The organism is Burkholderia sp. BCC0506, from assembly GCF_902833145.1.
In the GTDB taxonomy this organism is placed as follows: domain Bacteria; phylum Pseudomonadota; class Gammaproteobacteria; order Burkholderiales; family Burkholderiaceae; genus Burkholderia.
Map to the genome: position 1 here is coordinate 196,101 of NZ_CADFEN010000007.1, position 14,031 is coordinate 210,131.

Sequence of the window (14,031 nt, forward strand, 5' to 3'; positions counted from 1 at the left end):
CGCCCGCATGCTGCACGAACGCGGTGCAGACGGTGCGTGCTGCATCCGCACGTGCGCGGCCGGTATGGATGCGCGGCAGCGGCGTGCAGCGGCCATTCGTCAGTCCAGGCGGTTGCAGGTATCGGGCTATCCTGCGCCGAAGCCGTCCCGTCCGCAACTGTCATTTCGCGATGCGGGGGCGACTGTGGTTTCTGTGTAAAAGATTGCAAGACCCCATCGCGTAAACCGGCAAGTCTTTCTAGGATAGATACACCGCTCATGCACACGCCGGCCGGTCATTGCCGACGCGGGGAAGTCGCAGTCCGTGCAGGCCAGGCGGTGAAGGGCGGGTCAAGGCCGCTGCGCGTTCGGGCAGGCACGGCCGGTTGCGATTGCCCGATGCGGGTTCGTCCGTAATCACGGAGGTCAGCATGTTGAACTGGATCAGCCGCTGGGCGATGCGACACGCCCCCACGCCGGAAAAAACCGCTGCGTCGATGCTCGTGACGGCGCGCATGGAACTGTTCGCAGCCGAACAGCGCGTCATCGATGCGAAATTACAGGCGGATTACTGGCGCACACGTGTGTCATTCCTCGAAGAGGTGCAGAAGCAGGGCATCGATCCGTGGGTGACCTCGCAGGCCGCGCAACGTCCCGACCTCGATGCCACGCCCCGAAGCACGGGCCCGCGTCTCGCCGCCAGCACCTGATGCACGGGCTGCATCCTGTCGCCGCGCGCGACGCGCAATCGCTCGCGGCACGCACGCGCGTGCCGCGTCCTCCGCTGCGCACCTGCGGCGCGTCGCGCCGCGGGTGCGTCCGTTTACGGGCGCGGCCGTTCCGCGTCTCGCGTGCTTGACGCGTGCGAAACGGCGCGCCGCTCATCCGCTTCTTCTCCCTATCCCGACGAGCAAACGCTGCACTTGCGCGAACATGCGCCGGATGCGTTCGCCGCGCCGCACGTACGCGGTCGTGATCGTCGCTTCGGCCGACTGGTCGGCATCGGTGCCGATCCAGATGCGTTCGCCGCGTGCGATGCGCAGCACGTCGCCGGGCCGCACCCAGTAATCGTCGACGCTCGGCGGGCGCGTGATCCACAGCGCCGCGCCGTGCGCGCGGATCTCCGCGTCCCGCGGCGCGCGCCAGGTCATCGTCGTGCGCGGTGCGACCGCGAAACGGATCACGACGGTCGGTAACGCGATCGTGCCGGCGGGGCGCCGACCGCGGCGTTCAAACAGCGGGCTTGCCTGGTCCATCGTCTGCTCCATTCAGTGAGCCGGACGGATGACGCGCACCAGAACAAAAAGGCCTCATCCGTTTCCGGCGAGGCCTTGTGTGACATGCGGTACTGCTCGATTGCTAACGCACAAGCGCCTCCCGTGATCCATTCTTTCGAATGTTCACCGGGCAATGAATCGCGATGGCGACGAGCTTGAACGTAGGCATGCGAACGAGTGTGTCGTCGCAGCGCAGCGCTGTCAACGGAAATTTCGAGATACGTGGCGGTTACGCGTCGCGTTGCGCGAGGCCGTTCACGAGCAGTTCGGACAGCAGGCCCGTCATCCCTGCCGGGTGCGTGGCCGCGCGTGCCTTCAGTTGCTCGACGAGTTCGGCGTTGAGCTTGCACGCGAACGGCACGAGGCCCTGCTCCTGGTCGAGCTTGCGCTGCGCGCGGCGGTCCAGCTTGGCCGCTTCTTCGGCGCCCTTGCCGAAACGCGCGGAGCTCGACTGCTTCATCGCGTGCGTCAGCTTGAGCGCCTTGTTCTTTTCGAGATCGGTTTTCTTCATGGCCATCGCGGCACCTCCGGGAAATTGAAGCCGCGATTGTACGCATTTCGGCGGGCGCCGCCCGCCGAGCCGGCCGGCAAGCCGCTCACGCGCCTTTCGTCGTGCCCCAGTTGCCGCCGTGCGCGGCCGCCTGCGCGGCGGGCGAGCGGGCGAGGTAGGCGAGCGCCTGTTCGGTCGAGCCTTCGTGGTGCGGCGTATAGCCCGGCTTGAAATAGCGCAGCGCCGCGCCGATCACCTTCCAGAACGACGGCAGGTGCCCGCGCCGCGAACCCTGCCACCACGCGAGCACGAAGCCCGGGTAGCGGCCGGCGTCCGGGTCGCGCCGGTACATGAACTTCGCGCCGGTCGTGATGTAGTAGAGCAGCAGCAGGATCACGAACGCCATGTGCACGCAGCGCTCCGGATAGGTGCCGCCCATGTGCCGGTAGATGTCGAACGCGACGGTGCGGTGCTCGACCTCCTCGGCGCCGTGCCAGCGCAGCAGGTCGACCATCGTCGGGTCCGCACGGCCTTCGTCGAGACCGTGCGCGTTGAGCACCCAGTTGCCGAGATAGCCGAAGAAATGCTCGAGCGACGCGATCACGGCCAGTTGCTGCCGCAGCCAGAAGCGCGTATGGCCGATCTTCAGCCCGAACGGCTGCTCGCCGAGCACGCGCGTGAACAGCCGGTTGAGCTTCTGCGTGAACGGCTTCGTGTCGATGCCGTGGCGGTCGTAGTAGTGCTTCAGCACGCCGCCGTGCGAGCGCGAATGCACGGCTTCCTGTCGCAGGAAGCCTTCGGCTTCGTCGCGCAGGCGCGCATCGGCGATCAGCGGCAGCGCCTTGTTGTACACGCGGCAGAACCACAGCTCGCCTTCCGGGAACAGCAGGTTCAGCGTGTTGATGATGTGCGTGCTGCCCGGATCGTTCGGCACCCAGGTGATCGGCGTGTCGCTGAAGTCGAACTTCACGTGCCGGGCCTTGATCTGGTGGTAGTCGGCGGTATCGGTCATGTTGTCTCCCTGTGCGGCGTCGTGCGCCGTCAATGCGATGCCATGCTGACGCGGGCGATCATCCGGCCGAGCCACGGCATGAAGCGGCCGACGAAGCGCATCGCGTGCGCTTCGCCACCGACCGCGACGACGGGGCGGTTGCGCAGCACGCCGTCGACCATCGCCCGCGCGACGGTTTCGGGTTTCAGGCCGCGCATCTGGTACAGCCGGGTCGCGCGCTTGCGCAGCCGCGCTTCGTCCTGGGCGCTGGCGCCCGCGTAGTGCGTCGACGCCATGATTCCGGTTTCGGCGAAGCCCGGGCACACGGCCGTCACGCCGATGCCTTGCTCCGCGAGTTCCGCGCGCATGCATTCGCTGAGCATCAGCACCGCGGCCTTCGTCGTCGCATACGCGGGCAGGTCGCGCGACGGCCCGAACGCGGCGGCCGACGCGGTGTTGACGATGTGCCCGCCGCTGCCGCGCGCGGCCATCTGTCGCGCGAACAGCCGCGAGCCGTGGATCACGCCCCACAGGTTCACGTGCAGGATGCGCTCCCAGTGCTGCGCGCTCGTGTCGAGGATGCCGCCGGCCATGCCGATGCCCGCGTTGTTGATCACGACGTCCGCGCCGCCGAGCTCGCTGCCGACCCATGCCGCGAGCGCCTCCATCTCGTCGGCGGAGCCGACGTCGACGCGTTTCGCGTGGGCTTGCGCACCGATGAGCCCGAGCAGCAGCGCGGTGCGTTCGGCGCTCGCGAGATCGATGTCGCACGCGACGACCGTCGCCCCTTCGCGTGCGAAGGCCAGCGCCGCGCAGCGGCCGATGCCGCTGCCCGCGCCGGTGACGACCGCGACCTTGCCGCTGAAGCGCCCGCTGGTGGCGCGGCGGCGCGCGTTCGCGAGCGCGGGCGGTTCGTTGCCGGATTCGACCGCGTCGATCAATTGCCCGGCGAGTTCCGCGAAGCGCGCGGGATCGGCGAGCGGCAGCCAGTGGCCGGCCGCGATTTCGCGGCGGTAGTACTGCGGCACCCAGCGCGACAGGTTCTCGGACAGCGCGGGGCTCACGTACTTGTCGCCGAGCGGCACGATCGTCTGCACCGGTGCGTGCGCGTAGCGCTCGCGCGGCGCGAACAGGCAGCGGATGAAGTTCGCGCGATAGAGGCGTACGCCGCGCGCGCCGTCGTCGGCCTGCGTCGGGCGCGGCGCGGCGGGCGTTTTCTCGAGCCGGCGCAGCAGGCCCGGCCACGCGCGGCCGAGCCACAGCCGCCAGCCGAGCTCGGGAAGGAAAGGCAGGTGGAACAAATACACGTACCACGAGCGCACGAGCTGGCCGCCGAGCTTGGCCAGCGACGCGGGCGTCGGGTGGAGCACGCGTTCGCGCAGCCAGTAGCCGACGTGATCGAGGCACGGCCCCGAGCACGACGTATACGACGCGATGCGGCCGGCGAGACGCGGATCGGTGACGAATTCCCAGCCCTGGATCGACCCCCAGTCGTGCGCGACGAGGTGCACGGCGCGCCCCGGGCAGAGCGCGTCGATCACCGCGACGAAATCGTCGGTCAGCTTCGCGAGATGGTAGTCGGCCGTGCGCGTCGGCACGCCGGACAGGCCCGCGCCGCGCACGTCGTACGCGATCACGTAGTGCTGGCGCGCGAGCAGCGGCGCGACGTGCTGCCAGACGCTGCTGTCGTCGGGATAGCCGTGCACGAGCACGACCGGCGAGCGGGCCGGGTCGCCCCAGGTCCGGACCGCGAGCGTCAGGTCGCCGGAGGCGACCGCCGTTTCGCTGTGAACCGATTCGAACAGGGCCAGCGGCGCTTCGTCGGAAAGAGGCTGCATCGTGAGTCCGTCGTTCAGGGAGTCGGAAGGAGGCCGGCGCGTCACGCGGCGGCCGGCACGTTCGCCGCGGCCTGCGCGCGCTCGGCCTGGCGGCGCTGCCAGCGGCGCACGTGCGGCAGGTCGTCGTCGAGCCAGTACGCGTCGTCGTCGGTGATCACGAGCAGCTCCTCGAATTTCGCGCCGACGCCGGCGAAGCCGAGATGCGGCTCGACGGCCCACAGGCCCGGCACGGGCGCATGCTCGGAGCGGCGATCGATCGACCACAGCGGCGACCAGCCTTGGTGCTTCGCCGCGCGGCCCTGGTCGAGCAGCAGGTTGCGCGTCGCGTTCAGCCCGAAACGCGCGACGAAGCGCGGCTTCGACAGCTTGTGGATCTTCGCGACGCGATGCGCGAGCACCTTGAACGGGTAGGCCTTGTGGCGCGGCTCGACGCCCTGGCGGCGGCACAGCGCGTCGACTTCCTGCGCGACTTCCGCCATCGGCCGGCGCGCCTTCACGAGCCGCACGATCATGTCGCGATGGTCCATCAGGTCGTCCTGCAACTGCTCGAGGATCGGGTTGCGGCCGAGGCAGTGCGCGTAGCCGACGTCCGCGACGATGCCGTCGAGCACCGGCGCGACGTCGAGGATCACCGGCATGTCGGTTTCGAGCTGCCGGTTGCTCGGGAAGAACGCGAGATTGAAGCCGCCCATGTGCTTGAGGCCCGAGAAGCCCTCGAACGCGGTGCGGTCGCCGAACCACGCGAACGGCTTGTGCAGCCAGTCGTGCACGCCGTTGTCCTGCAGCCATTCGGTCAGCAGGCGCGCGGCTTCCTTCTCGGTGATGCCGGGGTAGAGCATCGCGCCGACGGTTTCGACGCAGCGGTACGCCAGCTGCTGGACCGCGCGGAATTGCGGCAGCTCGTCGAGGTGGACTTCCGGCAGCGGATGGTGGGCGGTCATGATGCGTCTCCATGTGTCGGCCCGCGTTGGCGCCTCGGCGCGACGCGGGTCCTGTGCAAGGCAGGTGCCGATCCGGAACGCATCCGCCGGCGATCGCGATGCGGATTATTCGGTCAGCATTTAATGTGCCATTGATTGATGTAACAATCATAGCCGGTTCGACGTCGCGCGCCAGCCCCCGCAGATGAGGACTTCTCCTAATGACGGGCCCGAAATGGAGGGGAAGCTCTAGGTTTGCGGCGGTCGGGGCCGGATGGCCGTCGCCGTGCACGCGCGTCGAGCGGGGGAGCCGGCTGGGCGGGGCTTGCGCGACGTTGCGGCGCGGCCCCGGGATGTCGCGCCGGATCAACTCTCCGTCGTGTCGCGGCGCGACGGCGTCAAATTGCCGAAATAATTTCGTCACATCATCCGCCCCCGATTCGAAGCCTTTTCGGCTTCGCGGGCCGGTGTGCCGCGCGTCGCGCGGGGCAGCGACCGAAGCCGATTCGGCATTTCAACGGAGAGACCATGCAACGCCGCCAGTTCATGAATACCCTTGCCGCGGCGACCGCTGCGACGCCGCTGATGCTCAAGGCCGGCATGGCCGACGCGAAGGGCGCCGCCGCGCCGGACGCGCTGGACCCGGGCCGCTGGTCGCCGTTCAACGCCGCGCGCCTGCAGGCGGTGCTCGACCGGCATGGCGTCGCGAGCGCGCGCTACGACGCAAAGCGCCGTCCGTATGCGGTGTTCGACTGGGACAACACGTGCATCATGAACGACTGCGAAGAGGCGTTGCTGATGTACCAGATCAACCATCTGCAGTACAAGCTGACGCCGGACGAGTTCGTCGCCGTGATGTGGAAGGACGTGCCCAAGGGCGCGTTCATGAAGGACTACACGACCGTCGACGGCAAGCCGGTGACGATGGAGGATCTCGCCGCCGACGTCGAGTCCGACTACCGCTGGCTTCATGCGAACTACCAGGGCTTCGGCGGCGACAAGAGCCTCGACGAGATTCGCGAGACCGACCAGTTCAAGGATTTCCGCGCGAAGCTGTACTTCATGTACGACGCGATCTGCGACACGCATCCGCTCGAAGTCGGCTACAAGTGGATCATCTACTTCTACAAGAACATGACGACCGCCGAGCTGCAGGCGATGGCGCAAGCGTCGAACAACTACGGGATCGGCGACGCGCTGCGCAAGGTTCGCTACGAAAGCCCGAAGGCGCTGCCGGGCAAGGCCGGCGTGGTGGCCGACACGCATTTCCACGGCATCCGCATTCACGAGGAAATCCGCGCGGTGATGCATACGCTGCGTGCGAACGGCATCGACGTGTACGTGAGCACCGCGTCGCTCGACGACGTCGTGCGCGTGTTCGCCGGCAATCCGAACTATGGCTACGGCGTGCCGCCCGAGAACGTGATCGGCCTGCGTCTGGACATGCAGGACGGCAAGTATACGAGCACCTATCCGGCCGGCTGGCATTTCAACTGGGGGCCCGGCAAGACGGTGGGCATCCGCAACGTCCTCGCGTCGAAGAAGGGCTACGGCCCGCTGCTGGTGTTCGGCGACAGCGACGGCGACGCGTGGATGCTGCGCGACTTCAAGGACACCGCGGCCGGCGTGATCGTCAACCGGATGAAGAAGGGCGAGATCGGCGCGGACAGCAAGCTCGCGGCCGAGCAGATCGGCAACCCGGACGCGCGCTTCCTGCTGCAGGGCCGCGACGAGCACACGGGGCTGATGATCCCGGACGAGAAGTCGATCAAGTACGGCAAGACCGAGCGCAAGCTGCTGGCCTGACGGCGGGTGGGCCCACGCGCGTCTCAATGCTCGCGCTTCGGCCCCAACCGATCCAGCAACGCGCCCAGCAGGTCGACCGGCAACGGAAACACGATCGTCGAATTCTTGTCCGCCGCGATCGTCGTCAGCGTCTGCAGGTAGCGCAACTGCATCGCCTGCGGCTGCTGCGCGAGCCGCTGCGCGGCCTGCAGCAGCTTCTCCGACGCCTGCAGTTCGCCTTCGGCGTGTATCACCTTCGCGCGTCGCTCGCGTTCGGCTTCGGCCTGCCGCGCGATCGCGCGGATCATCGTCTCGTTCAGGTCGACGTGCTTGATCTCGACCGTCGACACCTTGATCCCCCACGCATCGGTCTGCGCGTCGAGCGTCTTCTGGATGTCCGCGTTCAGTTGTTCGCGCTCGGCGAGCAGCGCGTCGAGTTCGTGCTTGCCGAGCACCGCGCGCAGCGTCGTCTGCGCGAGCTGGCTCGTCGCCTCGAAGAAGCGCGCGACCTGGATCACGGCCTTCTCCGGATCGACGACGCGGAAATACACGACCGCGTTGACCTTCACCGACACGTTGTCGCGCGTGATCACGTCCTGCGCCGGCACGTCGAACACGACGGTGCGCAGGTCGATCCGCACGACCTGCTGGACGATCGGGATGATCAGCACGAGCCCCGGCCCCTTCACTTTCCAGAACCGGCCGAGCATGAACACGACACCGCGCTCGTACTCGCGAAAGATGCGGATCGACGACGCGACGAGCACCACGACGAAGACGACGAGGACGCTGCTGAAGCCGAACGTGTAACCGATCATGAAGGTTCTCCCTGCGGATGGGCGGCGGGCACGTCGTAGAGCGGCGCGACCGTCAGCGTCAGCCCGTGGCGGCCGGTCACGCGCACGCGGCAGCCGGCGGCCAGCGGCATGCTGCTCGCCACGCGCCAGCGCTCGCCGTGCACGCGCGCCCAGCCGGCGGCCGACGGCGCGGGGCCGGCCGCGCCTGGCGGCTGATCCGGATGCAGGCCGTCGTCGAGCACTTCGCCGATGCTGCCGAGCATCGCCTCGGCGCCGGTCACGACGGGGCGGCGCCGCGCGCGCAGCGCGACGCTCGACACGCCCGCGACGAGCAGCCCGCCGCCGAGCGCGAGGCTCGCGATCACGGGCCACGGAATCCCGTAGCCGGGCACGTCGGTGTCGATCAGCATCAGCGCGCCGATCGTGAACGCGACGATCCCGCCGAACCCGAGCACGCCGAAAGTCGGCAGGAACGCCTCGGCGACGAGGCAGCCGAGCCCCAGCAGCACGAGGCCGAGGCCCGCATAGCTGATCGGCAGCAACTGCATCGCGAACAGCCCGACCAGCAGGCAGATCGTGCCGGCGACGCCCGGCAGCACGAAACCGGGATTCGCGAATTCGAAGAAAAGGCCGTAGATGCCGATCGTCAGCAGGATCAGCGCGACGTTCGGATCGGCGATGATCGCGAGGAACCGGCTGCGCCAGTCGGGCGCGAGCACGACGAGCGGTGCGCGCGCGGTCGCGAGGTGCAGCGTGCCGGCGGTCGTCGTCACCGCGCGGCCGTCGAGCTGGCGCGCGAGATCGGCCGGGTCCTGCGCGATCAGGTCGACCACGTGCTGCGCGCGCGCCTCGTTCGCCGACAGGCTCACGGCCTCGCGCACCGCGCGCTCGGCCCATTCGGCATTGCGCCCGCGCAATTGCGCAAGGCCGCGGATGTACGCGGAAGCGTCCTGCATCGCCTTGCGGATCTCGGTCGACTGCGTATCGGTCGGCAGCGCGGCAGCCGCGGCGGACGCGCCCGACGCGTCTGATGACCCCGATGCCCCGGTCGGCCGCGGCGCAGCGGGGTTCGCGCCCGGCGGCGCGGCGCCGCCGATGCCGAACTGCACGGGCGACGCCGCGCCGAGGTTGGTGCCGGGCGCCATCGCCGCGAAGTGGCTCGCATAGACGATGTAGGTGCCCGCGCTCGCGGCCCGCGCGCCGCCCGGCGCGACGAACGCGGCGACCGGCCCCGGCGAGCCGAGGATGGCCTTGATGATCTGCCGCATCGACGTATCGAGGCCGCCCGGCGTGTCGAGCTGCAGGATCGCGAGCGGCGCGCGCTCGCGGGCCGCGCGGTCGAGCGAACGCACGATGAAATCGGCGCTGGCCGGGCCGATCGCGCCGGTGACGGGAATCACGACGACCGGATGCGCGGCGGGCGCATCGGCCGATGGCGGCGCGGCGAGCGCGGCGCATACGACGAGCAGCGCCGCGAACAGCGCGGCGCGCGCGACCCGCGCGGACAGCGGGTGACGGGGGCGGCCGCCGGGCGCGACAGGCGCCGGCGGCGGCCCATGACGATGAAAACGCATCGGGACGTCCGGGCGGCACACGGCCGCGTGCCGTCCGGCTTGCGGAAAGGGCGTGAGCCCGATACTTGAAGATTAGGCGGTTTCAGCCGAAAGCGCGAAGGGGCGACCGCACCGGCCGGCGTCAGCTTGCGCCGCCGCCGCGCGCGAGCACTTCGTCGCGATAGTCGGCCGGGCTGCGGCCGCTCCATTTGCGGAACGCGCGGTAGAACGCGCTCGGCTCCGCGAAACCGGTCGCGGCCGCGACGTCGGCGATCGTGCGGGCGGGGTCGGCCAGCGCCTCGAACGCGAGATCGCGCCGCAGCGTGTCCTTGATCGACTGGTACGCGTGGCCTTCCTGGTGCAGCTTGCGGCGCAGCGTCGCTTCGGCCACGTGCAGCCGCGCGGCCATCCCGCCCGCGCCCGGCCACGCGGCGGGCGGCATCCCGCGCAGCACCGCGCGCACGCGCTGCGCGAGCGCGTTCGGGTTGCGGTACTTGACGATGAAGCTGGCCGGCGCGTTGCGCAGAAACGTTTTCAGCGTCTTCGCGTTCTGCACGACCGGCAGCGTCGCGAATTCGGGATCGAAATCGACATACGAATCGGGCTCGTTGAAACGCATGTCGTCGCAGAACATCGACGGATATTCGTGGTCGGCCGGCGGCGTGTCGCAGCGAAAGCTCGCATGCAGCAGCGGAATGCGCCGGCCGATCAGCCAGCAGGTGAGCCCGTACACGATGATGAAATAGGTCGCGTACGTGAACATCGCGGGCGTCGCGCCGTTGTTGCGGTGCACGAAACGCAGCCGCACGCGCTGCGGGTTCGCGTCGAGTTCCGCATGGAGATCGTCGAGCACGCAGTGCATGAAGTTCACCGCGCGCGCCATCGCGTGCAGCCCGTCGCGGGCGGACAGCGCGGCCTGGCTCATCGCGATGAAGCTGCCGCTGCGCATCGGATGGCTGTCCTGCCCGAAAAACTCGTCGTCGAGCGTGCGCGCGATCGCGTTCCACAGCGCGCCGTATTGCTGCGCGGACACGCGTGCGCGCGGCTGCCCGAGCAGCGCGGGCGCGATGCCGGCCTGCGCGAGCAGCGGCTCGGCCGCGACGCCGCGCCGCGTGGCGAGCGCGACGCTGTACGCGACGAGGCTGATCGCGACGGTTCCCTTGTCTTCCTGCTTCATCGGTGTCGCCGGTGTGGCAAAAACGCTCAGTGTAAATGAGCGACGCGAGCATCGAACAGTCGCGCGCGCTTGCCTACACTTGTTGCATCGAAACGCAAGGACGGTCGCGCCGGGCGGCCGCGGGAGACAGCAGCACATGGACGAGCTTTACACCGAAGACCAGCGGATGATCCGCGACGCCGCGCGCGCCTTTGCCACCGAGATGCTGGCGCCGAACGCGGCGCAGTGGGACCACGACGCGCACCTGCCCGACGCGATCGTCGCGCAGCTCGGCGAACTCGGCTTGCTCGGGATGATCGTGCCGCAGGAACTGGGCGGCTCGTATACGGACTACGTGGCCTATGCGCTGGCGATGGAGGAAGTGGCGGCCGGCGACGCCGCATGCGCGACGATGATGAGCGTGCACAACTCCGTCGGCTGCGGGCCGATCCTCGGCTTCGGCACGCCCGCGCAGAAGGAGCGCTGGCTGGCCGACATGGCGGCCGGCCGCGTGATCGGCGCATTCTGCCTGACCGAGCCGCATGCCGGGTCCGAGGCGAACAACCTGCGCACGCGGGCCGAACTGCGCGACGGCCAATGGGTGCTGAACGGCGCGAAGCAGTTCGTGACCAACGGCCAGCGCGCGGGTGTCGCGATCGTTTTTGCCATGACGGACCCGGAAGCCGGCAAGCGCGGCATTTCCGCGTTCCTGGTGCCGACCGACACGCCGGGTTTCATCGTCGGCAAGCCCGAGAAGAAGATGGGCATCCGCGCGTCGGATACCTGCCCGATCACGTTCGAGAACTGCGCGATTCCGGAGGAGAACCTGCTCGGCAATCGCGGCGAAGGGCTGAAGATCGCGTTGTCGAACCTCGAAGGCGGACGCATCGGCATCGCCGCGCAGGCGCTCGGCATCGCGCGCGCCGCGTTCGACAAGGCGCGCCGCTATGCGGGCGAGCGCGTGCAGTTCGGCAAGCCGATCGCCGAGCATCAGGCGATCCAGCAGAAGCTCGCCGACATGGCCGTGCAGATCAATGCCGCGCGCCTGCTCGTGCATCACGCGGCGAAGCTGCGCACGGCCGGACTGCCGTGCCTGTCGGAAGCGTCGCAGGCGAAGCTGTTCGCGTCCGAGATGGCCGAGCGCGTGTGTTCGGACGCGATCCAGATTCACGGCGGCTACGGCTACCTGGTCGATTACGAAGTCGAGCGTCACTATCGCGACGCGCGCATCACGCAGATTTACGAAGGCACCAGCGAAGTGCAGCGGATGGTGATCGCGCGGCAGCTTTGAGCCGCGACGATCGCACCGGTCCGGACATCACGCAGGGTACGAGGGCAGCGCGGTGAACGCGGCACGCAACGACGTGACCGTGCGCCGCACAGGAGGAAACCGGGCACGTGCTGCAGCGCGTGCACCGGTCGACCGCGAGACATGGAGACTGGAGGCAACGATGACGGTACAGGCATTCCTGGTCGCACGCGACTTTCTGCTGCGCCATCGCACCGACTACGAAACCGCATACCGCGATTTCGAATGGCCGGAGCTCGATGCGTTCAACTGGGCGCTCGACTACTTCGACCCGATGGCGCGCGGCAACGACCAGCCCGCGCTGTGGATCGTCGACGCCGCGACCGGCACGGGCGATCCGTATTCGTTCGCGCAGATGTCCGAGCGTTCGTCGCGGATCGCGAACTGGCTGCGCGGCATCGGCGTCGTGCGCGGCGACCGCATCCTGCTGATGCTGCCGAACCGTGTCGAGCTGTGGGACGCGATGCTCGCCGCGATGAAGCTCGGCGCGATCGTGCTGCCCGCCACCACGCAACTGTCGCCCGACGACGTGCGCGACCGCGTGCAGATCGGCGGCGCGAAATACGCGATCGTCGACGAGCATGAAGCCGCGAAGTTCGAGCAGCCCGATCTCGGCCTCGCGCGGAAGATCGTCGCCGGCGCGCCGCGCGCGGGCTGGCTCGCGATGAACGACGGCTATGCGGCGAGCGCCGCGTTCGAGCCGGACGCCGTCACGCACGCGAACGACCCGATGCTGCTGTACTTCACGTCCGGCACGACGTCCAGGCCGAAGCTCGTCGAGCATACGCACCGCACCTATCCGGTCGGGCACCTGTCGACGATGTACTGGGTCGGCCTGCAGCCGGGCGACATCCACTGGAACATCAGCTCGCCGGGCTGGGCGAAGCACGCATGGAGCTGCTTCTTCGCGCCGTGGAATGCGCAGGCCTGCGTGTTCGCGTTCAACTACGCGCGCTTCGAGCCGAAAGTCGTGCTCGATGCGCTCGTCAAATACCGCGTGACGACGCTGTGCGCGCCGCCGACCGTGTGGCGCATGCTCGTGCAGCAGCCGCTCGCGTCGTTCGACGTGAAGCTGCGCGAGATCGTCGGCGCGGGCGAGCCGCTGAATCCCGAGATCATCGAGCGCGTGAAGAAGGCATGGAACATCTCGATCCGAGACGGCTACGGCCAGACCGAGACGACCTGCCTGATCGGCAACTCGCCGGGCCAGCCGGTCGTCGCGGGCTCGATGGGCCGGCCGCTGCCCGGCTACCGGATCGCGCTGCTCGACCCGGACGGCGCGCCGGTGACCGAAGGCGAGGTCGCGCTGCCGATCGGCGCCGGCGCGCCGCGCCCGGTCGGGTTGATGACGGGCTACGCGAACAATCCCGACGCGACGGCCCATGCGATGCGCGACGGCCACTACCGTACGTCCGACATCGCGATGCGCCGCGACGACGGCTATTACGTGTACATCGGCCGCGCGGACGACGTGTTCAAGTCGTCCGACTACCGGCTGAGCCCGTTCGAACTGGAAAGCGTGCTGATCGAGCATCCGGCGATCGCGGAGGCGGCCGTCGTGCCGAGCCCGGACCCCGTGCGGCTGTCGGTGCCGAAGACCTTCATCACGCTGCGCCAGGGCTACGAGGAAAGCGCCGCGCTCGCGCTGGAGATCTTCCGCTTCTCGCGCGAGAAGCTCGCGCCGTACAAGCGCATCCGCCGCCTGCAGTTCGCGGAACTGCCGAAGACGATCTCCGGAAAGATCCGCCGCGTCGAGCTGCGCCGCCGCGAGATCGAGCGCGGCGACGACGCGACCGCGCGCATGCCCGGCGAATACTGGGAAGAAGATTTCGCCAACGAACTGAAATGACCGGCCGCGGGCCACGCGCGCCGCTTTTTTCGGCGCGCCGCCCGCCGCCTCGCTGAACCGAACCGGCCGCGCGTCGCACGACGTCAC

12 protein-coding genes are annotated in these 14,031 nt (G+C 68.9%); 4 read left to right on the forward strand and 8 right to left on the reverse strand.

The annotated features are described in order from the left end of the window. The first annotated feature begins 410 nt into the window (after nucleotides 1-410). Complete coding sequence (locus tag HWX62_RS18295) at nucleotides 411-689, forward strand: hypothetical protein (protein ID WP_027807295.1); 279 nt, start codon at nucleotides 411-413, stop codon at nucleotides 687-689. Nucleotides 690-860: 171 nt separating this feature from the next. Here the strand turns inward: HWX62_RS18295 and HWX62_RS18300 are convergent, their stop codons facing one another. The 5 genes from HWX62_RS18300 to HWX62_RS18320 form a co-directional block, all read right to left on the reverse strand. Then, nucleotides 861-1,235: a DUF2917 domain-containing protein gene (locus HWX62_RS18300; protein WP_175931428.1), complete on the reverse strand. Its 375-nt coding sequence runs from the start codon at nucleotides 1,233-1,235 to the stop codon at nucleotides 861-863. Between the two features lie 250 nt (nucleotides 1,236-1,485). Beyond that, the gene (locus HWX62_RS18305) at nucleotides 1,486-1,773 is read right to left on the reverse strand and encodes a hypothetical protein (protein WP_175931427.1); all 288 of its coding nucleotides are present in this window, start codon (nucleotides 1,771-1,773) and stop codon (nucleotides 1,486-1,488) included. A 79-nt stretch (nucleotides 1,774-1,852) separates the two neighbouring features. Then, nucleotides 1,853-2,758 (reverse strand): metal-dependent hydrolase, encoded by a 906-nt coding sequence (locus HWX62_RS18310; protein WP_175931426.1) that lies wholly within the window; start codon nucleotides 2,756-2,758, stop codon nucleotides 1,853-1,855. 29 nt (nucleotides 2,759-2,787) lie between these two features. After that, the gene (locus HWX62_RS18315; RefSeq protein WP_175931425.1) at nucleotides 2,788-4,575 is read right to left on the reverse strand and encodes an SDR family oxidoreductase; all 1,788 of its coding nucleotides are present in this window, start codon (nucleotides 4,573-4,575) and stop codon (nucleotides 2,788-2,790) included. Nucleotides 4,576-4,616: 41 nt separating this feature from the next. Further along, a complete protein-coding gene (locus HWX62_RS18320) occupies nucleotides 4,617-5,516 on the reverse strand; it encodes a M24 family metallopeptidase (RefSeq protein ID WP_175931424.1) in 900 nt (299 codons plus the stop codon). Nucleotides 5,517-6,023: 507 nt separating this feature from the next. Here HWX62_RS18320 and HWX62_RS18325 point away from each other — a divergent pair. Continuing rightward, the gene (locus HWX62_RS18325; RefSeq protein WP_175931423.1) at nucleotides 6,024-7,301 is read left to right on the forward strand and encodes a haloacid dehalogenase-like hydrolase; all 1,278 of its coding nucleotides are present in this window, start codon (nucleotides 6,024-6,026) and stop codon (nucleotides 7,299-7,301) included. Between the two features lie 23 nt (nucleotides 7,302-7,324). On the opposite strand, the gene HWX62_RS18330 is transcribed toward HWX62_RS18325, so the two are convergent. From HWX62_RS18330 to HWX62_RS18340, 3 genes are all read right to left on the reverse strand, one after another. Next, entirely contained in the window at nucleotides 7,325-8,098 is a 774-nt protein-coding gene (locus tag HWX62_RS18330; protein WP_175931422.1) for a slipin family protein, read from the reverse strand. Beyond that, nucleotides 8,095-9,651, reverse strand: coding sequence for a nodulation protein NfeD (locus HWX62_RS18335; RefSeq protein ID WP_175931421.1), 1,557 nt, complete (start codon nucleotides 9,649-9,651; stop codon nucleotides 8,095-8,097). The genes HWX62_RS18330 and HWX62_RS18335 overlap by 4 nt, the downstream gene beginning before the upstream one ends. A gap of 121 nt (nucleotides 9,652-9,772) precedes the next feature. Next, nucleotides 9,773-10,807, reverse strand: a complete 1,035-nt coding sequence (locus HWX62_RS18340; RefSeq protein WP_059584518.1) for an AraC family transcriptional regulator — start codon at nucleotides 10,805-10,807, stop codon at nucleotides 9,773-9,775. A 136-nt stretch (nucleotides 10,808-10,943) separates the two neighbouring features. Between HWX62_RS18340 and HWX62_RS18345 the strand changes: the two genes are divergently transcribed. Together HWX62_RS18345 and HWX62_RS18350 are read left to right on the forward strand one after the other, a co-directional pair. Then, nucleotides 10,944-12,077, forward strand: a complete 1,134-nt coding sequence (locus HWX62_RS18345; protein ID WP_175931420.1) for an acyl-CoA dehydrogenase family protein — start codon at nucleotides 10,944-10,946, stop codon at nucleotides 12,075-12,077. A gap of 160 nt (nucleotides 12,078-12,237) precedes the next feature. Next, nucleotides 12,238-13,944 (forward strand): AMP-binding protein, encoded by a 1,707-nt coding sequence (locus tag HWX62_RS18350; RefSeq protein WP_175931419.1) that lies wholly within the window; start codon nucleotides 12,238-12,240, stop codon nucleotides 13,942-13,944. Nucleotides 13,945-14,031: the final 87 nt, after the last annotated feature.